The sequence below is a fragment of the Vibrio profundi genome, from assembly GCF_043642225.1.
Lineage (GTDB): Bacteria > Pseudomonadota > Gammaproteobacteria > Enterobacterales > Vibrionaceae > Vibrio > Vibrio profundi_A.
In genome coordinates this window covers 95390-115445 of sequence record NZ_JBHZSF010000004.1, presented here as the reverse complement: position 1 = coordinate 115445, position 20056 = coordinate 95390, and the positions used below count along the sequence as shown (strand labels likewise).

General features: G+C 43.9%; 20 protein-coding genes. 4 read left to right on the top strand and 16 right to left on the bottom strand.

The window, feature by feature from the left end; all coding sequences use genetic code 11:
* Nucleotides 1–90: 90 nt before the first annotated feature.
* Both ACHUFI_RS08875 and ACHUFI_RS08870 read left to right on the top strand, forming a co-directional pair.
* On the top strand, nucleotides 91–1551 hold the full coding sequence (locus tag ACHUFI_RS08875) for a sodium-dependent transporter (protein ID WP_394248275.1): 1461 nt from the start codon (nucleotides 91–93) through the stop codon (nucleotides 1549–1551).
* 2 nt (nucleotides 1552–1553) lie between these two features.
* On the top strand, nucleotides 1554–1652 hold the full coding sequence (locus ACHUFI_RS08870; protein ID WP_137357788.1) for a methionine/alanine import family NSS transporter small subunit: 99 nt from the start codon (nucleotides 1554–1556) through the stop codon (nucleotides 1650–1652).
* 57 nt (nucleotides 1653–1709) lie between these two features.
* Here the strand turns inward: ACHUFI_RS08870 and ACHUFI_RS08865 are convergent, their stop codons facing one another.
* The 15 genes from ACHUFI_RS08865 to yceD form a co-directional block, all read right to left on the bottom strand.
* A complete protein-coding gene (locus ACHUFI_RS08865; protein WP_394248273.1) occupies nucleotides 1710–2114 on the bottom strand; it encodes a hypothetical protein in 405 nt (134 codons plus the stop codon).
* A gap of 182 nt (nucleotides 2115–2296) precedes the next feature.
* On the bottom strand, nucleotides 2297–3727 hold the full coding sequence (ptsG, locus tag ACHUFI_RS08860; RefSeq protein ID WP_394248271.1) for a PTS glucose transporter subunit IIBC: 1431 nt from the start codon (nucleotides 3725–3727) through the stop codon (nucleotides 2297–2299).
* 444 nt (nucleotides 3728–4171) lie between these two features.
* Nucleotides 4172–4939, bottom strand: coding sequence for a TatD family hydrolase (locus ACHUFI_RS08855; protein ID WP_394248269.1), 768 nt, complete (start codon nucleotides 4937–4939; stop codon nucleotides 4172–4174).
* Nucleotides 4930–5895, bottom strand: a complete 966-nt coding sequence (locus ACHUFI_RS08850) for a DNA polymerase III subunit delta' (protein WP_394248620.1) — start codon at nucleotides 5893–5895, stop codon at nucleotides 4930–4932. Before ACHUFI_RS08850 ends, ACHUFI_RS08855 begins: the two co-directional genes overlap by 10 nt.
* 2 nt (nucleotides 5896–5897) lie before the next feature.
* Nucleotides 5898–6536, bottom strand: coding sequence for a dTMP kinase (tmk, locus tag ACHUFI_RS08845; protein WP_394248267.1), 639 nt, complete (start codon nucleotides 6534–6536; stop codon nucleotides 5898–5900).
* Nucleotides 6537–6546: 10 nt separating this feature from the next.
* The gene (mltG, locus tag ACHUFI_RS08840) at nucleotides 6547–7563 is read right to left on the bottom strand and encodes an endolytic transglycosylase MltG (RefSeq protein ID WP_394248265.1); all 1017 of its coding nucleotides are present in this window, start codon (nucleotides 7561–7563) and stop codon (nucleotides 6547–6549) included.
* Complete coding sequence (gene pabC / locus ACHUFI_RS08835; RefSeq protein ID WP_394248263.1) at nucleotides 7560–8363, bottom strand: aminodeoxychorismate lyase; 804 nt, start codon at nucleotides 8361–8363, stop codon at nucleotides 7560–7562. The genes mltG and pabC overlap by 4 nt, the downstream gene beginning before the upstream one ends.
* A gap of 84 nt (nucleotides 8364–8447) precedes the next feature.
* Entirely contained in the window at nucleotides 8448–9692 is a 1245-nt protein-coding gene (gene fabF / locus ACHUFI_RS08830; protein ID WP_394248261.1) for a beta-ketoacyl-ACP synthase II, read from the bottom strand.
* 93 nt (nucleotides 9693–9785) lie between these two features.
* On the bottom strand, nucleotides 9786–10019 hold the full coding sequence (acpP, locus tag ACHUFI_RS08825) for an acyl carrier protein (RefSeq protein WP_004737381.1): 234 nt from the start codon (nucleotides 10017–10019) through the stop codon (nucleotides 9786–9788).
* Between the two features lie 166 nt (nucleotides 10020–10185).
* On the bottom strand, nucleotides 10186–10920 hold the full coding sequence (fabG, locus tag ACHUFI_RS08820) for a 3-oxoacyl-ACP reductase FabG (protein WP_394248618.1): 735 nt from the start codon (nucleotides 10918–10920) through the stop codon (nucleotides 10186–10188).
* A gap of 20 nt (nucleotides 10921–10940) precedes the next feature.
* A complete protein-coding gene (gene fabD, locus ACHUFI_RS08815) occupies nucleotides 10941–11864 on the bottom strand; it encodes an ACP S-malonyltransferase (protein ID WP_394248259.1) in 924 nt (307 codons plus the stop codon).
* A 78-nt stretch (nucleotides 11865–11942) separates the two neighbouring features.
* Nucleotides 11943–12893 carry a beta-ketoacyl-ACP synthase III gene (locus ACHUFI_RS08810; RefSeq protein ID WP_394248257.1) on the bottom strand — a complete coding sequence of 317 codons (951 nt, stop codon included), beginning with the start codon at nucleotides 12891–12893 and terminating at the stop codon, nucleotides 11943–11945.
* Nucleotides 12894–12898: 5 nt separating this feature from the next.
* Nucleotides 12899–13924 (bottom strand): phosphate acyltransferase PlsX, encoded by a 1026-nt coding sequence (gene plsX / locus ACHUFI_RS08805; RefSeq protein ID WP_394248255.1) that lies wholly within the window; start codon nucleotides 13922–13924, stop codon nucleotides 12899–12901.
* A 9-nt stretch (nucleotides 13925–13933) separates the two neighbouring features.
* Complete coding sequence (gene rpmF, locus ACHUFI_RS08800) at nucleotides 13934–14104, bottom strand: 50S ribosomal protein L32 (protein WP_004414666.1); 171 nt, start codon at nucleotides 14102–14104, stop codon at nucleotides 13934–13936.
* Nucleotides 14105–14139: 35 nt separating this feature from the next.
* A complete protein-coding gene (yceD, locus tag ACHUFI_RS08795) occupies nucleotides 14140–14667 on the bottom strand; it encodes a 23S rRNA accumulation protein YceD (RefSeq protein WP_394248253.1) in 528 nt (175 codons plus the stop codon).
* 149 nt (nucleotides 14668–14816) lie between these two features.
* Here yceD and ACHUFI_RS08790 point away from each other — a divergent pair, with 149 nt between their 5' ends.
* Entirely contained in the window at nucleotides 14817–15398 is a 582-nt protein-coding gene (locus ACHUFI_RS08790) for a Maf family protein (protein ID WP_394248251.1), read from the top strand.
* 103 nt (nucleotides 15399–15501) lie between these two features.
* Here ACHUFI_RS08790 and rluC read toward each other — a convergent pair whose 3' ends face one another.
* Nucleotides 15502–16446: a 23S rRNA pseudouridine(955/2504/2580) synthase RluC gene (gene rluC / locus ACHUFI_RS08785; RefSeq protein ID WP_394248249.1), complete on the bottom strand. Its 945-nt coding sequence runs from the start codon at nucleotides 16444–16446 to the stop codon at nucleotides 15502–15504.
* Between the two features lie 598 nt (nucleotides 16447–17044).
* On the opposite strand from rluC, the gene rne reads away from it, so the two are divergent.
* Nucleotides 17045–19963 (top strand): ribonuclease E, encoded by a 2919-nt coding sequence (gene rne / locus ACHUFI_RS08780; RefSeq protein ID WP_394248247.1) that lies wholly within the window; start codon nucleotides 17045–17047, stop codon nucleotides 19961–19963.
* Nucleotides 19964–20056: the final 93 nt, after the last annotated feature.

Below are 20056 nucleotides of genomic sequence, written 5' to 3'. Positions count from 1 at the left end.
ACCGTTTGCCTGTTTTAACCATTCTCTCCCTTTCAAAGCACAGCGTGGCGAGAAGCTTCATATCTCAGGGAAGTTGTAAAGGAGTTAACTATGAAGCGAGAACAGTGGGGCTCCCGTGCGGGCTTTATCCTTGCCGCAGTCGGATCTGCTATCGGACTAGGAAACATTTGGCGTTTCCCATACATGGCTTATGAGAACGGCGGTGGTGCCTTCTTTATTCCATATCTATTCGCGATGCTAACAGCCGGTATACCATTCATGATCCTAGAATTCAGTATGGGTCAAAAATACCGTGGGTCAGCACCAGCAACCCTAGCAAGAATCAATTCGAAGTTTGAATGGCTTGGCTGGTTCCAAGTCGGCGTTGCGGCCGTGATCGCGGTTTACTACGTTGCTGTTATCGGTTGGGCAATCTCATATTTTGGTATGTCGTTTAACCAAAGTTGGGGCACCGACACTAACGCCTTCTTCTTTAGTGAATATCTAGCTCTAGGTGATAACTCACCAACAAACCTAGGTAGCATTCAATGGGGAATTGCTGGAGCGATGCTACTCGCATGGGCAATCACTTACGCAGCGATCGTTGGCGGTGTAAAAGCGGGTATTGAACGTGCGTCTAAAGTAATGATGCCGGTTCTATTCATCATGGTCGTTCTGCTTATCGGTCGCATGGTTTTCCTTCCAGGAGCGCTAGATGGTGTTAACTACATGTTCGAACCTGATTTCAGCAAAATCTGGGATGTAAAAGTGTGGGCAGCAGCATATGGCCAAATCTTCTTTACGTTGAGTATCGGCTTCGCAATCATGCTTGCTTATTCTAGTTACTTACCTGAAAAGTCGGACATCACAAATAATGCCTTTATGACTGTTTTGATTAACTGTGGTTTCTCAATTCTAGCCGGTATCATGATTTTCTCTGTATTAGGTTACATGGCGCAAGAGCAAGGTAAGCCTCTAACAGAAGTAGTAACAGCCGGCGTTGGTTTAGCATTTGTAACGCTACCTGCGGCAATCAACTTGCTTCCGGCTCCTTACATTCTAGGTCCACTATTCTTCTTCGCACTTGTAGTTGCAGGTTTAAGTTCTCATATCTCCATTATGGAAGCGGTGACCTCAGCAATCATGGATAAACTGAAGTGGAGCCGTAAAAAAGCTGCAAGTATTGTTATCGGAGTCGGTGTCGTCGTTTCAATGGCATTCGCGACAAATGGTGGCCTACTACTGCTAGATCTAGTCGATCACTTCGCTAACAACGTCGGTATCATGGTAGGTGGATTCATTGAAATCCTTCTAATGGCATGGTTACTCAACAAAGTAAGCGATGTTCGTGCCTACGTAAATGAAATTTCAGACTTCTCAATCGGTACATGGTTCAACGTATGTCTACGTTTTGTAACTCCAGTTATGCTTGCAATCATCCTTGCAACTAAACTAAGCGCGTTACTCACAGACGGTTATGGAGGCTACGACCTGACCCTTGGTTGGGTAATGATCGCAGGTCTACTAGCGATTGGCGTTATCATCAATATTACAAGTAAGAAGGAAGCATAATCATGACGACTAGTGCAATTATTATGATGGTTCTTGGTCTTGGTATCACTTGGGGTGGCGCTGCAATCTGCATAAAGCGTGCTATGGACAAACAGCAATAACCTTCTGAAACCAATAAAAATGCCAGCTACTCAGCTGGCATTTTTCTTTCTACCCATCTAGAACTTATAGGTCACACCTAGGGCGCCACCAATTTGCAACTCAGGGCCTTTATATAAATTCAGTTCTGGATGTACCTGAGCATAGGCGTTCCATCCATCATGGAAGTTCACTTTAACACCCAGTGGAACTCGAGCACCGAACTGGTCATCCCACTCAGCCCAGCCACCGACACCAACAAACCAACTGACCGGAATATCAGCTTCGATATCACCGCGCTTAATAATATAGTCAAAAGCCGTACCTTCATTACCTACCGTAAAACGATACTTGCTCTCAAGTTCGACCACTACACTCAACTGTTGGTCAATGGCCATACCTATCTCTAAGTCAGCACTATCAGAAGCCTGAACAAAAGGAGAGGTAATTAAAAGAGCACTGACAAAAAGTGTAAGTTTGTTCATATCTAACCTCAGGTTCAAAAAACTGGGCTAATTGTACACAGTGCAAAACCGTCAATTGTCATTGAAAAGTGAGAGGCGTAGAGGTTATGTAAAAGATACGTGGGAAAGGAAGCTTGCGAGGGAAAAACTACAGATACAAAAAAGGAGGCATAACGCCTCCTTTTCAATTCAAATGATGAAGATTAGCCGTTGTTACGGATCCACTCATCCATGTCTGTTTTCAAGTTATCTGACTTAGTACCAAAGATAGCTTGAACACCGCCAGCTACAACAACTACACCTGCTGCGCCTAGCTTTTTAAGTTTATCTTGATCAACTTGCTCTGTATCAGCTACTGCTACACGTAGGCGAGTGATACATGCGTCTAGACCTGTGATGTTAGCTTTACCGCCAAATGCTGACACTAGCTCACCTGCAAGCTCAGAACCTGTTGCCGCGACAGCGTCGTCAGTTTCTTCTTCACGACCTGGAGTCTTAAGGTCAAGAGCTTTGATTACAGCACGGAAAACGATGTAGTAAATAGCCGCGTAAGCAAGACCACAAACAATCATTAGACCCATCTTAGAAGCGTTACCAGACAGAACTAAGAAATCGATTAGACCGTGTGAGAAAGAAGTACCGTGTACAAAACCTAGAGTATTAGACAGTACGTATGCAGAACCCGCTAGTAGAGCGTGAATACCGTATAGAACTGGAGCAACAAATAGGAATGAGAATTCGATTGGCTCAGTAATACCTGTTAGGAATGACGTCAATGCAGCAGATGCCATGATACCCATAACTTTCGCGCGATTCTCTGGCTTAGCAGAGTGTGCAATCGCGATAGCAGCAGCAGGTAGACCAAACATCTTGAACATGTAACCACCAGCTAGCTGACCAAAGCCATTGCCCGCTGCACGAGTTGCTTCGTCAGCAACTAGGTAACAAGTAAGAACACCGTTTTGAGTTTCGCCAGCCGCGTTTACACAAGTACCAGCTTCGAAGAAGAAAGGTACGTTCCATACGTGGTGAAGACCAAATGGGATTAGTGAACGCTCGATGATACCGTAGATACCAAATGCCACTTGTGGGTTTTGGTGTGCAGCCCAATCAGAGAACGCCGCGATAGCGCCGCCAACTGGTGGCCATACGATAGAAAGTACGATAGCTAGGCCGATTGCAGAGAAACCAGTGATGATTGGCACAGCACGCTTACCAGCGAAGAAGCCAAGGTACTCTGGAAGTTGAATACGGAAGAAACGGTTGAATGCCCAAGCAGCAACACCACCGACTAGGATACCACCTAGAACACCGGTGTCGATTTTGTCCACACCCATTACGCCAGCCATAACGCCAAGAGTTGCCGTCATGATACCGTAACCTACGATAGCAGCAAGGCCTGCAACACCGTCGTTATTTGTAAAGCCAAGTGCAACACCTACTGCGAACAGTAGTGCCATTTGACCGAATACTGAACCACCAGCTTGTTCCATAAGATTGGAAACAATCTCTGGAATGAAAGAAAGGTCTGCAGCGCCGACACCAAGCAAAATACCCGCAACTGGTAAAACTGATACTGGTAGCATCAGAGACTTACCAACTTTTTGCAGGTTAGCAAAAAGGTTCTTAAACATGTTTATGCTCCTGATAAAGATATAATAAATATATGGGTTCTAACGGCACACCCCCGTAGCCTAAATGTTAGCACCCAATGAAAATGTAACCATGTATTGCATTATATTTTCTGCCGCTAAATATATATTGATGACCAACAAACTTGCTATAGAGTTACGAAATTTAGTTTCAAAACAAGTCTTGGATCACACGCCAAAAATTGAAATGCAACCCTTTACATCGCTGTAATATATTGATTTATATACAAATAATAGATAAAGGTATTTATTTTAGTAGGTAAATAAAATAGAGGAGGATGTTATTTTTAGTAACAAAATTACAAATTTTAATTTTTCGACTCTCAAGTTCAACATAATCAGTAAACATTAAGAAATGAAGTACAATTAGTGACAAAAGACACAAAAAAAGGAGCTTGCGCTCCTTTTTTAGTCTAAATGCATTTTTTAACGCAAAAAAAGTCTCTCGAAATTTTCGGTCGTTTTTTCACCAACTTCTTTTAAGGATAGGCCTTTTAGTTGGGCAATATAGGTAGCGACTTCGACTACGTAAGCCGGTTGGTTTTGCTTCCCTCGATAAGGCACAGGTGCCAAATAGGGAGAATCGGTCTCAATAAGTAAACGGTCTAAAGGTAGTTGTTTAACCACCTCTTTCAATTCAGTCGCTTGTCGGAACGTCACAATACCTGAAATTGAAATGTAAAAGCCCAAATCCAACGCCGCTTCCGCAAACTCTTGGTTTTCTGTAAAACAGTGTATGACTCCCACACACTTTTCAGCACCGCCGTTTCTTAATATAGAAAGCGTATCTTCTCGCGCATTGCGCGTATGGATAATAAGTGGCTTATTAACTTCAACGGCGAGCTCAACTTGCTGCTCAAAGCGAAGCTTTTGAAGTTCGGCTGTTTCAGGCTGGTAATGGTAGTCCAAACCTGTTTCGCCAATCGCGACGACTTTGTCATGTCGTGCGAATTGATGGAGTTCATCCAAAGCAAAATCACTTTCCACATCTAGAGGATGTACACCACATGAAGCATGGACATTATCAAATGGGGATATCATTTCCAGCATGTTAGGGAAAGAATCAAGTGTCACACCAACTGATAACAGTTGTTTCACATTTGCTGCTTCGGCTTTCTTAATGACGTCCGCGACGTTGGTATGTAAGTCCTGATAATCAAGCTTATCTAAATGACAATGTGAATCTACGAACATGATCCCTCTCTGGCTACGATTAGCCAATTTATAATTAGTAACTCAGTATTCAAACCCGAATGTTGTCTTAGTTGCTCAATCAACTTCAGCAATGACTTCGCCTTGACGAAGGCTTGTTGGTACGTCATCTCTTGCACAAGTTCACGGCTAACAGGAATGATGCCGTTATCTTCGATACCAAAAGCAACCTTTTGAACATCAGTTAGCAAATGCCATAACCACATAAGATTCCGGTTTGGGTGTTTGTTCAGGAGCGTCCCAAAAGCCAGAAGATCGGAATTCACCTGTTTTTCAAAAGCCAAATAACCTTCGAAAACCTGCTGACATTCTTCGATTTCGCCGCTTTTAAGCATAGCCAAAGCGTCAAGTGGCATGCCCGAGCAAAGAGGTAAAACGTAATTCGGAATTGCTTTGCCGTGCTCCTGCTTCAACCATGCTTCGCCAGAAACCGCACTCGGTGGGGCAATCTTCCATTGCTGACATCGGCTGACGATTGTAGGCATCAAGCGTTTAACCGCCGGGGATACCAAAAGGAAAATACATTTGTCTGCCGGCTCTTCCAATGTTTTAAGTAAAGCATTCGACGCGGCTTCATTCATCGCTTCTGCAGGCTCGATCACAATCAATCTATACCCATCTAAATGGGAGGACTCTTGAGCCCATCGATTACTCGCGCGAATCTGATCAACAGTAATAGATTTACCTTCTTTTTCTGGTGAAATCGTATGTACGTCAGGGTGACTACCCGACTTCATCAGCTCACAGCTGTGGCAAAAGCCACAAGCTTCACTTTCATAGTTCACACACATCAGCGAAGAACGGAAACGTTCAACTAAAACGTTCACGCCAAGACCATTGGGTGCAATTAGCAAAATCGCTCCTGGGACTCTGTCGCTATCCAATATCGTTTTGCACTGTTCCCAAGGTTGCTCTAGCCAAGGATATAGATTTTGCATCATTAAGCCTGTTGCTCGGCAAGCCATGAGCATAGTGCTGACTTGATATCTGCAGCAACATGCTCAATCTTTTGTTCGGCGTTTATAATAATCACCGAATCATCACTATTCGCAATTTCCAAGTAGCGTTCACGCGTTCGATCAAAAAATGAGATGTCCATTTTTTCAATTCGATCGAGTTCACCACGACCTCGTGCACGCTCTAAACCAACGCGAGGATCAAGATCTAAGTAAAGCGTCAAATCGGGCTTAAATTGACCTAGCGTCGTTTCTTTCAAAGAAGACATGGTGTCGCGAGAAAGCTGACGCCCCCCACCTTGATAAGCCTGAGATGACATATCGTGACGATCGCCAACAACCCATTGCCCATTAGCAAGCGCAGGCTTAATAACGTTCTCGACGAGTTGAACTCGCGCCGCATACATAAGTAAAAGCTCGGTCATGTCTTGTAGGTGTTCACCTTCATGCTCTTCTTTTACTAACGCTCGCATCTTTTCGGCTAGAACGGTTCCACCAGGCTCACGAGTATTTTGAATGTGTTCAATACCCGATTCACGTAAAGTTTCAAGAATGGCATTAATGGCGGTACTTTTGCCCGCACCTTCTAAGCCTTCGACTACAATAAATTTTGACTGATTCATAATTGAGTTCTTATTTATTTTTTCTAAGTTGCTTCAAGTAAGCTCGAACCGCACGGTTATGATCCGTTAGGTTTTTTGAAAATACGTGTCCGCCAGTCCCACTTGCAACAAAATACAAGTAATTGCTTTCTTCTGGGTTCAATGCAGCTTCAATAGAGGCTTTACCTGCCATCGCTATCGGTGTCGGTGGTAAGCCATTGATCGTATATGTGTTATAAGGCGTTGGGGTACGCAGGTCTTTCTTACGAATGTTACCGTCGTATTTATCACCCATGCCATAAATGACGGTTGGATCAGTTTGTAAGCGCATACGTTTGTTCAAACGGTTAACAAACACTGACGCAACGCGCTCACGCTCCGAGGCAACGGCTGTCTCTTTCTCTATGATTGAGGCCAAGATCAAGGCTTCGTAAGGAGACTTCAGGGGCAAGTTAGCATCTTTACTTTCCCATTGTGCGTTCACGACATTCATTAGGTTTCTATGGGCACGTTTAAGCAAATCTAAATCCGAAGTGCCATAGGTGTAATGGTATGTTTCGGCGAGAAAAAGCCCTTCTAACTTTTCTCGTTCAATACCCAGTTTTTCAGCGATCTGAGCTTCACTCAAATTAGACAGTGTCTGAGTCAAATATTCAGTTTGTTCAAGTTGAACTAACCATTCAGAAAAACGGCTGCCTTCTACAAAAGTGATGGTGAATTGATGCTCTTTGCCTTCAACAAAAATTTCGAGTACTTCTTTAAGCGTTAAACCTGGCTCAATCAAGAAAGTACCGGCTTTAACGTCCAGCAGTTCTGGATGAAGCTTACGAGTGACTTTGGAATAAGGGGAAGCCGTAAACAAACCTTGGTTAACTAGCTGACTTAGTACACGATTGAAACTGGTGCCCGACTCTACAGTGATCACTTGAGATTCGTCAATGTCCACGACTTGAGTGAGGTAAGCTTGAGCTTGGTTGTATACGTAATAAGCTCCGGCTGCAGCGATACAAATACTAAAAACGATGAATAAACTAATTTTCTTTATCACGAGTTTAATGTTCCTTGAAGACTCTTTGTTATTGTTCCAATTTCAAATTTCTGTTGTCGTAACTTAATCACAGGTGCGATACCAAGGATAGAGTTACATATGAACGCTTCATCCGCGTTTTCCAAGTGCTCAAGCGGGTAACGGCCGACATTAACCGTCAACTTGTTTTCCGATGCATACCCTAATACGGCTTTACGCATAACACCGGATACACCACTTAACGATAAGTCGGGGGTGAAAAGCTCTCCATCAATGACCCAGAACAAATTCGCCATTGTTGTCTCGACAATTGAACCCTCGATATCAAGCGCAACCCCATCAAGCAAACCTTGAGAGTCTAGCTCTGATTTCAAGATAATTTGTTCTAATCGGTTATTGTGCTTATGCCCGGCAAGCAACGGAGAAAGCCCTAATCTTTTCTGACACAAACCGAGCTCGATTCCATCACGTGTTATTTGATGATAATGCTCAGGATAAGTAAATACGCTAATTGTAACATTCGGGGAAGATACACTCTTAGGACTATAACCTCTTCCACCTTCTCCCCGGCTAACATGCAGTTTAACGCCCGCTTTTCCTTGTTTTACGACTGCTTCTTCCAGCCAACTCGTCACTAAACTCCAATCGATTGATTGAATAGATAAAGCGCTCAAACAAGCATCGACTCTCTTTTTGTGCAAAGGGAAATGTTCTATCACTCCATCTACGGTCAACATAGTCGTAAAGCAACCGTCACCGTACTGAAAAGAACGATCACTCAAACTTGTTGTATGTTGAAGCTCTCCATTAACCCAATACATCAGATGTCCTTAAAAAGAAAAACGGCTCAATGCTAAGCATCAAGCCGTTTGAAAACAAGTCAAATTATAACTTATCTCGGGTGATTAAATCTTTTTGAAGATTAAGCAACCGTTAGTACCACCAAAACCGAATGAGTTACATGCAGCATATTCCATGTTGCTAACTTCACGAGCAGTATGAGGAACCAAGTCGATATCCAAATCATCTTCAGGATCGTCGAGGTTAATCGTTGGTGGAACAATTTGGTCTACCAAAGACATTGCAGTGATAATCGCTTCAGCAGAGCCTGCTGCACCTAATAGGTGACCAGTCATGGACTTAGTAGAAGAAACTAATACTTGCTTAGCTCCTGCTTCACCAAGAGCACGCTTGATGCCTTTCACTTCCGCAACATCACCAGCTGGAGTCGACGTGCCATGAGCATTGACGTAACCGATCTGTTCACCAGTTACACCTGCATCACGCATCGCAGCTTCCATCGCTAATGCACCACCTGAACCGTCTTCACTTGGAGAAGTCATGTGGTAAGCATCGCCAGACATACCGAAGCCGACAAGCTCACAGTAGATCTTAGCACCACGCGCTTTTGCATGTTCGTACTCTTCAAGAACCATCATGCCCGCACCATCACCAAGAACGAAACCGTCACGGCCTTTGTCCCATGGACGAGAAGCTTTTTGAGGCTCATCGTTACGAGTAGAAAGTGCTTTGGCTGCACCAAAACCACCCATACCTAGTGGAGTCGATGCTTTTTCAGCACCACCCGCTAGCATTGCATCAGCATCGCCGTATGCAATCATACGAGCCGCGTGACCAATGTTATGTAGGCCAGTTGTACATGCAGTAGAAATAGCGATGTTTGGACCGCGTAATCCGCGCATGATAGACATGTGACCAGCAATCATGTTCACGATCGTCGATGGAACGAAGAACGGGCTGATCTTACGAGGGCCTTTTTCAGTTAGAGCTTGGTGACCGGCTTCGATCAAACCAAGACCACCGATACCAGAACCGATTGCAACGCCTACACGTGGAGCGTTTTCTTCAGTAATAGTTAGGGCTGAATCATCTAAAGCTTGAATACCTGCTGCGACGCCGTACTGGATGAACAAGTCCATCTTACGAGCATCTTTTTTAGACATATACTCTTCGCAGTTAAAGTCTTTAACTAAACCTGCAAAACGAGTTGAGAAATTGGTTGTATCAAAGTGCTCGATATCTACGATACCACTTTGACCAGCTAGCAGGGCTTTCCAAGAAGATTCTACAGTGTTGCCTACCGGTGACAACATACCCATGCCAGTGACAACTACACGACGCTTGGACACGATTTTACACTCCGGGGATTGAAATGATTTAGATGAGGATTGATGAGTCTAGATAAAACACAGGCGGTCTAGGTGACCGCCTGGGAGAGATTATTACTGAGCGCTAGTTACGTAATCGATAGCAGCTTGAACAGTAGTAATTTTCTCAGCTTCTTCATCTGGAATCTCAGTGTCGAATTCTTCTTCTAGAGCCATTACTAGCTCAACAGTGTCTAGAGAATCAGCACCTAGGTCGTCAACGAAAGAAGCTTCGTTTTTAACTTCTGCTTCATCTACACCTAGTTGTTCAACAATGATTTTCTTTACGCGTTCTTCGAGGTTGCTCATTTTTTCTTTTCCTTTACAGAGTTCGCTTTATGCGATGTTTTCCGTAGTTTATTCAATCTATTAAAAGTTGCAAGGCCAACTTTTCTGGTCAAACCACAATTTTAGCGATTTTAACCGAAATTACATACATTTTTGACTTAAATCATGCACAAATGTTGCACAGAATTTAAACCATGTACATACCGCCATTGACGTGAAGTGTTTCGCCTGTGATATAAGCTGCCGCAGGCGACGCCAAAAATACCACAGCTTCAGCGATTTCGCGAGGATCACCTAAGCGACCTGCTGGAACGTTAGCCAAAGTTACTGCACGTTGGTCATCATTTAGTGCTTTAGTCATGTCAGTTTCAATGAAACCAGGAGCCACAGTGTTGACTGTTACACCGCGTGAAGCAACTTCACGTGCCATTGACTTAGTGAAGCCAATCACGCCAGCTTTAGCCGCTGCGTAGTTCGCTTGACCCGCATTACCCATAGTACCAACTACAGAACCAACGTTAATGATGCGACCTTCACGCTTTTTCATCATGCCACGCAGTACTGCTTTAGACATGCGGTAGATAGGCGTTAGGTTAGTATCGATGATATCGTTCCACTCGTCATCTTTCATGCGCATAAGTAGGTTATCGCGTGTGATGCCAGCATTGTTCACTAGGATATCAATTGCGCCAAACTCATCGTTGATGGTTTTTAGTGTTGCAGCGATAGAGTCAACATCTGTCACGTTAAGTGCAAGACCTTTACCGTTCTCACCAAGATACTCGCTGATCGCAGCAGCACCGTTTTCAGATGTTGCAGTACCGATAACTTTAGCACCACGCTCAACAAGTAGTTCAGCGATAGCACGACCGATACCACGGCTTGCACCTGTAACCAGTGCAACTTTGCCTTCTAAATTCATCATAACTTCTCTTTATGTCGTTATTTAGCAGCTTCTAGTGATGCAGCATCATTTACTGCAGCAGCTGTCATTGTTTTAACAATACGCTTAGTTAAACCTGTAAGAACTTTGCCTGGGCCTAATTCTAGTAGTCTTTCCACGCCTTGCTCGTTCATTGCCTGAACACCTTCAGTCCAACGAACTGGGCTGTAAAGTTGGCGAACAAGAGCGTCTTTGATTTTCGCAGGATCTGTTTCAGCAATAACATCAACGTTATTGATGACAGGTAGCGTTGGCGTGTTGAATTCTAGTGCTTCCAGAGCAACCGCTAGCTTATCCGCAGCTGGTTTCATTAGTGCACAGTGGGATGGCACAGAAACAGGTAAAGGAAGTGCACGCTTCGCGCCCGCTTCTTTACAAAGTACGCCGGCACGTTCCACTGCCGCTTTATTACCAGCGATAACAACTTGACCTGGCGAATTAAAGTTTACTGGAGAAACCACTTCACCTTGTGCCGCTTCTTCACACGCTTTAGCAATCGCTTCATCGGCTAAACCAATGATTGCGTACATCGCGCCAACACCAGCAGGAACCGCTTCTTGCATCAGTTGACCACGTAGCTCAACCAGCTTAATAGCTTCTTTAAAATCAATCACACTAGCACATACAAGTGCAGAGTATTCACCCAGGCTGTGACCCGCTAAGTTAGCAGGTTGCTCTAAACCAAGCTCTTGCCATACTCTCCAAACCGCGACAGAAGCTGCCAATAGGGCCGGTTGAGTACGGAAAGTTTCGTTTAGGTTTTCTACTGGACCATCTTGAACCAATGCCCATAGATCGTAGCCAAGAGCGTCAGAAGCTTCAGCGAACGTTTGTTTAACTACGTTATATTGTTCACCAAGTTCAGCAAGCATACCTACAGCTTGAGAGCCTTGACCTGGGAATACGATAGCAAAATTGCTCATTGTATATTTCCTTAAAGCAACGCAAATAATTGAATAAGGCACATGTTCATGTGCCTTGATTGTATTGTTCTTCTTAGATTAGAACTTGACTAAAGCCGAGCCCCAAGTGAATCCGCCACCAAACGCTTCAAGAAGAAGCGTCTGCCCGCGTTTAATTCGTCCATCACGAACCGCTTCATCTAATGCCGTCGGTACCGTCGCTGCCGACGTGTTACCGTGCTTATCAAGGGTAATCACCACCTGATCAAGCGACATAGTAAGCTTTTTGGCCGTAGCTGAAATAATACGGTAGTTAGCTTGATGAGGTACTAACCAATCTAGCTCAGACTTATCCATATCATTAGCTGCAAGCGTATCTTTAACTAACTTAGAAAGCTGAGTCACTGCAACTTTAAATACTTCATTACCAGCCATATGCAGCCATTTATCGGCATCACCGCCACGCTCTGGTACTTCTAAGCTAAGTAGCTCACCAAATTTACCATCAGAGTAAATATGAGTAGACAAAATACCCGGTTCTTCGCTTGCGCCTACAACCACCGCTCCTGCAGCATCACCAAATAGAATAATGGTAGAACGGTCTGTAGGGTCACACGTCTTTGATAACGCATCAGCACCAATCACAAGTACATTTTTGCACATACCAGATTTAATGTGCTGGTCTGCCACTGACAGCGCATACACAAAGCCAGAACACGCAGCGGCAAGGTCGAACGCAGGACAACCTTTTATGCCCAGCTTGCCTTGTACCTGACATGCTGATGATGGAAATGTATGGCTACTGCTTGTGGTCGCAACAATAATTAGATCGATATCGTTTTTATCAATCCCGGCCATTTCGATCGCATTTTCAGCTGCATAGTACGCCATATCCGCGACAGTCTCGTTGTCTGCAGCAATACGACGCTCTTTAATTCCTGTTCGAGCAACGATCCACTCGTCACTTGTATCTACCATTTTCTCTAAGTCAGCGTTTGTACGCACTTGAGTTGGCAAGTAGCTGCCAGTACCTAAAATTTTGCTATACATGAAGACTAATAATGCCTCTCGAGTAAAACCGCTTCCAAACGATCGCTAATACGGCTGGGTACTTGTCGTTTGACCTCGTGCACTGCCTCGCCAATTGCATTGACGACCGCAGACACATCAGCACTTCCATGACTTTTAATGACAATGCCGCGCAATCCTAGCAAACTTGCGCCGTTATACTGGTCGGGGTTCAATGTTTTTAATTCGGTAAATAGCTCAGAAAATAATTTTCTAGCAATCCAACCCTTTATTGTTGAAGCCATCATGCTTGTTTTTAGTTTATCAATAAAGAGCTGAGCGGTACCTTCGCATGCCTTTAGGCACACATTGCCTACAAAACCATCACAAACCACCACATCAGCTGCATCTTGCAGCAATTGGTTACCTTCAATATAGCCAATAAAGTGAACTGATTGGGATTGTGCAAGCATTTCGGCACATCGCTTAACTAAATCGTTACCCTTAATTTCTTCTGCGCCAATGTTCAAAATAGCGACACGAGGTGGGCGGCCTAGATGTTGCTCGGCTAATGCACTGCCCATGACTGCAAATTGGAAAAGCGAGTCCGCATCACTAGAAACATTAGCCCCTAAATCTAGCATCCAAGTTTTCTTGGCTGAAGCCGTAGGCAACGCAGAGACTAATGCGGGACGATCAATACCGGGTAAGAGTTTTAGACGAAAACGAGATAGTGCCATCAATGCACCAGTGTTGCCTCCGCTCACACAAGCGTCAGCGCTAGAGTTAGCGACACAATCGATAGCTTCGCGCATTGAGCTGCCTTGGCTATTACGCAAGGCCAATGAAGGTTTTTCTGAATTCGAGATTACATGGTCACAATGGCGGACACTCAAACGAGAATCAGGCATTCGACCTAATGAGGATAATTGAGATGTGATCGCTTTTTGATCACCTAATAAGATAACTTTTAGCTCTGGGAAATACGACAGTGCCTGCACGGCGGCAGGCACTGTAACACGAGGACCGAAGTCTCCGCCCATTGCATCAAGCGCAACGGTTATATTTTGCAAAGGTCAACCTTACTTGTTGATAACCTTTTTGCCACGGTAGTAACCTTCAGCAGTCACGTTGTGACGTAGGTGAGTTTCACCTGAAGTTGCGTCTACAGAAAGTGCAGCTGTAGTTAGCGCATCGTGTGAACGACGCATGCCACGCATTGAACGTGATTTCTTGCTCTTTTGTACGGCCATTGACCCTACTCCTATGTAAATTCTTAAAGAAGCAGTTACTTCTTTAAGCTTTTTAAAACATCAAATGGATTCGGTTTCTTATCTTCCTCAATTTCTTCAGGAAGTTCACCAAACACCAAGTTATTTGAGTTAACGTTACAGTCCGCTTCGTCGTGCATTGCTACTTGAGGCAATCCAAGGATGAACTCGTCTTCAACTAATTGAATCAGGTCTAATTCACCGTACTCGTTCAGATCTACCAAATCGTACTCTTCCGGTGCTTCTTCTTCACTTTTCTCACTGTAAACAGGAGTATAAGTAAATTCGACATCGCACTCTTGTGCGAAAACCTCATTACAACGTTGACACTCTAAATCAACTTCGACGTTAGCTTTACCAGAGATAACGACTAGTCGTTGTTCATCAAGCCCAAATGACAATGAGACTTGCGCGTCACGTTTTACGCCTTCAGTTGCTTCGCTTAAACGCTTGAAAAGACTGATTTGAATGATGCCATTAATATCAAGTCGTTTCTGAGCGGTTTTTGCGGGATCAACCGTTCGCGGTATTTTTACCTTTTGCATAGGGCGCGAATATTATCTTCCAAATTGGGTTTAGTCAAAGGAAATGGCAAAAAAGTTCTACTTTTTTACCTTTCCCGTACAGAGCATTATGAACATCAGGATAAGTTCATATATCCTGTGGCAAATGCTTCAGTGAATTGTAAATTAAAATGAAAAATTACCAACTAGTTTTAGCTTCTACTTCGCCATTTAGGCAAGAGATCCTTAAAAAACTGCAGTTAAACTTCATTACAGCTAAACCAGACTGTGATGAAACCCCTTTTCGTAATGAAACACCTCAACAATTGGTCATGCGCCTGGCCGAAAACAAAGCCAAATCATGCACAATTCAGGAGCCGAGCTTAGTAATCGGTTCTGACCAAGTTTGCGTTATTGATGGGGAAATAGTCGGTAAACCACATACACGTGAAAAAGCGATTGAGCAGTTAACTCGCCAAAGCGGGAAAAGCATCACCTTCTATACCGGCCTATCGGTTTGGGACAATCAAGCTCAACAAGCAAATACTCGTGTTGATACGTTCACGGTACATTTTCGTCAGCTGACGCAACAGAAAATCGAATCTTATGTTGATAAAGAGCAACCATTCTTTTGTGCAGGGAGCTTTAAATGTGAAGGGTTGGGTATCGCCCTATTCGAGCGCATGGAAGGTAAAGATCCAAATACGCTTGTTGGCTTACCTCTGATCGAATTGATCGATATGCTAGAAGAACAGGGAATGGACGTTCTTTAGCGGGAAAAACGAAAAAAAGGTTGACGGTATTCGTCAACCTTTTAATGAACAAGACAAAGTAGTCCAGCCTAAATTATTGAAAATTCATACTTTCTTATGTAACTTAAAGCTTACGAAGACCAGTTAACGCTTTTTCTAGCCTTTGTTCCATTGGTGCTGAAATGTCCATCTTTTCTTCGCTACCCGGGTGTGTGAATTTGATATTTGCAGCATGTAAGAACAAGCGATCTAAGCCGACTTTCCCCGTATAAGCATCAAAACGACGATCACCATAGCGATCATCCCACGCTATTGGGTGGCCCGTATATTGAGTATGAACGCGAATTTGATGAGTACGACCTGTAATTGGACTAGCCTGAATTAACGTCGCATCTTTAAACTTTTCCAATACCTTAAAACGAGTTTCCGACGCTTTACCGTTCGGATTAACTCGAACAATACTGTTCACTTCGTTTTTAAGCAGCGGTGCATTAACCACTTTACAACTGTTCTTCCATTCGCCCATGACCAATGCAAAATAGTATTTTTGGACCGTTTTCTCACGGAACTGCGCTTGAAGATGGCGCAGTGCCGAGCGCTTTTTAGCAACGAGTAAGATGCCCGATGTATCTCTATCAATTCGATGAACTAATTCAAGAAAACGCGCTTCCGGTCGCAGTGCTCGAAGCGCTTCAATCGCACCAAACTTTAAGCCACTACCGCCATGAACCGCTGTGCCAGAAGGCTTATTAAGGATCAGCAGATGATCATCTTCATAAATAATACAGTGCTCAAGTTCAGAAACTTTATTTAGCTTAGTACTAGGAACTGTTTCTTCTGTTGTTTCTTGCATGGTCACTGGAGGAATTCTGACTAAGTCTCCCGCCTTCAACTTGTACTCAGCTTTAATTCGCTTTTTGTTAACGCGAACTTCGCCTTTACGCACAATGCGATAAATCATGCTTTTAGGGATATTTTTCAATTGGTTGCGTAAGAAATTATCAATACGCTGACCAGCCATATCTTCGTCTATGTCGACAAATTGGACTTTCGTTCTAATTTCACTCATCTCTGCATTGTATCACCCGCGGCTTATTCGATTCATCTAATTCTTAAAAATTCACACCTCAAAAACTCGAATCAAGGGTGAGATTGTAGTTATAAGTTTGATTCTACGGCTAAAAAAGGAACAAGTTTCAATACAAAATAACTCTGTATTGAATAATTATTTGATAGACAGTGAGTTAGACCTATCAAAACCAACATAAAAACCAATTTTTTTGAGCCATTAACACAAAGCAGATTGCTGTGAATAGCCACCACTGCTATAGTTCACAGCTGCTACAAGTGATTTGATTACTTATTAAACAATCAACCCTCCTTAGGCAGATAAATGAGTAGATTACTTAGAATCAAGAGTGCTGCAATTGGCGTAAGACACCATGAACTAAGTTACCTTGTCGCTCTACTCACGTTTTCTTGTGTTGAGTATTCACCGCCACATCGCGGATCATAGGTTTACATGCCTATGATGACTGACGTGCCCACGAGCATCCCTTCCAGCCGGGAGGCTGCACCGATAAAGCCATGGGATCAGGCACCACGAGATTCGAATCAAAGCGACAAGCCAATTATGAAAATAAAAGAAAAGACAACGAGATTTATAAATGAAAAGAATGTTAATCAACGCAACTCAAAAAGAAGAGTTGCGTGTCGCTTTGGTCGATGGCCAACGACTGTTCGATCTTGATATCGAAAGTCCTGGTCACGAATCGAAAAAAGCGAATATCTACAAAGGACGTATCACTCGAATTGAACCAAGCCTAGAAGCGGCATTTGTCGATTACGGCGCTGAACGTCACGGTTTCCTCCCTCTTAAAGAAATTGCCCGCGAATACTTTCCTGAAGGCTACACATACCAAGGTCGTCCAAGCATTAAAGAAGTGCTGACTGAAGGTCAGGAAGTAATTGTACAAGTTGAAAAAGAAGAACGTGGTAGCAAAGGTGCTGCTTTAACGACTTTTATTTCTCTTGCTGGTAGTTACTTAGTTCTTATGCCAAATAACCCTCGAGCTGGCGGTATTTCTCGTCGTATTGAAGGTGATGAGCGTACACAGCTAAAAGCAGCATTAAGCACACTTGAGCTACCTCAAGGTATGGGCCTAATTGTTCGCACAGCAGGTGTCGGCAAAAGCGCAGAAGAATTAGAATGGGATCTAAACGTACTTTTGAATCACTGGGGCGCTATCAAGCAAGCTTCAGATTCAAACGCTGCTCCTTTCCTTATTCACCAAGAAAGTAACGTAATCGTTCGTGCGATTCGTGACTACCTACGTCGTGATATTGGCGAGATTCTAATCGACAGCAACACTATTTTTGAACGTGCTCAAGCGCACATTCAGTTAGTACGCCCAGATTTCATGAGTCGCGTTAAGAAATACGATGGTGAAGTTCCACTATTTAGCCATTACCAGATTGAAAGCCAGATTGAGTCTGCTTTCCAACGCGAAGTTCGTCTTCCATCTGGTGGCTCTATCGTAATCGACCCAACAGAAGCGCTAACTTCTATCGATATCAACTCTGCTCGCGCAACGAAAGGCGGCGATATTGAAGAAACAGCCCTAAACACAAACTTAGAAGCGGCTGACGAGATTGCTCGTCAACTACGTCTACGTGATTTAGGCGGTCTAGTTGTTATCGATTTCATCGATATGACTCCAGTTCGTCACCAACGTGAAGTTGAAAGCCGCTTACGCGACGCAGTTCGTCTTGATCGTGCTCGTGTTCAAATTGGCCGTATTTCACGCTTTGGTCTACTAGAGATGTCTCGTCAACGCTTGAGCCCTTCTCTTGCAGAAGCAAGCCACCACATCTGTCCTCGCTGTACAGGTACTGGTGTTGTTCGTGATAACGAATCTCTGGCTCTATCTGTTCTACGTCTTATCGAAGAAGAAGCATTAAAAGACAATACTGCGCAAGTTCTTGCTGTAGTACCTGTTCCTATTGCCTCATACCTTCTAAACGAAAAGCGTCGCTCAGTTAACCACATTGAGAAGAACCAAAAAGTTAAGATCACTGTTGTTCCAAACTCAGACATGGAAACACCTCACTTTGAAGTAATCCGTGTTCGTGAAGGTGAAGAGTTTGATCTTCTTTCTTACCTATTACCGAAGAAACTAGACGCACTAAAAGAAGCAGAAAGCAAAGAACCTGTTGAAGTAGACATCAAGCCTAAGAAACTTGAAGAGCCTGCTCTTAAAGGGTTCGCAGCTCCAGCTCAATCTGCCCCTACTCCTGCGCCAAAAGCGCCTGAGCCAAAAGCAGAAGCAGCTCCTGCTACTCAAGAATCTGGTTTAATTGGACGTTTCTTTAAAGCTATCGGCAGCTTCTTATTCGGCTCATCTGAAGAAGAGAAAGTAGAAGAAAAAGTAGAAGAGAAGCCAAAAGAAAAACGTAATCAGAGTAATCGTAACCGTCGTGACCGCAATGATAGCCGTCGTCGCAATCAGCGTGGTGATCGTAACGAAAACCGTGACAATAAACGTCGTCGTAAACCTGCTCGTGATGAAAAGTCTGAAGAACAAAATGAAAACGCACCGCAACAAGGTCGTCAACAAAATCGTCAGCAAAACCGTAAACCTAAGCAGGACCGTCGTGGTAAACAACGCGACGAGCAACGCGAAGAACAGCAAGCCCCTTCTAAATTAGCTCAACAAGGTCAGCAGCTAGCGGCCGATGCTCAAGCTAATAAACCAGAAGTTGCAAAAGATAAATCTGAAGCGAAAGCTGCGAAAGTTAAAGAGCGTCGTCAACGTCGTAAACTGAACAAGCAAGTTCGCGTAAAAGATCAAAATGCTGCATCAGAGCAAGAAGCAAAAGCGACTCAAGAAAAGAAAGTAGCGGACCAAGTTGAAGCAACTCAAGTTACTGCAGAAAATGCAGAGCAAGAAGAGCCGAAACAACGCCGTAACCGCCGTTCACCACGTCACTTACGTGCAAGTGGTCAGCGTCGTCGTCGCGGTCGTGACCGCAAGCCAAATCCTTTCCGCTTGCGTAAAGGTGGTGTAGCTTCTCCTGAAATGGCAATGGGTAAAGTCATGCCACGTTTCATTGCGAAGCCTCATCACAAGCAAGCACAGGAAACGGTTGAGCAAGTAGCTGTTGAAGCACAGACTCAAGAAACTGCAATCACTATGGGTGGATTTGCGTGTCCTGAAATGGCAATGGGTAAAGTAATCATTCGCCGTGAAGAGACAGTTGCAGTTCCAGAGCCTGTTGTTGAACCTGCTCCTGTAGTAGAAGCGAAAGTAGAAGCTCCTATTGACACCGCTTCACAAGTTTCAGAAGAAACACCTGCTGAAGATCCGGTTGTCACTGAAGCTATCGCTGAAGTTTCTGAAGAAAAAGTTGCTGTTGCTAAAAAGCAGGCAAGCGCACCAATGACAAGTGCTCCTGGCCCTCAAGAGATAAAAGAGATTGAAGTAGTTGCTGCTCCATTCCGCTCTGAGCGTTATGAAGCAATTGGTGCAGGTAGCCAAGCTGCAACTAACAGTGCAGGTGCTGGGATGACCAAACCTCAGTACTAATAAATAGCTAGGCTTTAAGGCCTAGCTATACTGATGATAAGGGCTGCTTTAATAAGCAGCCCTTTTTGTATCTGCCCGTTGAATTAGACCGTC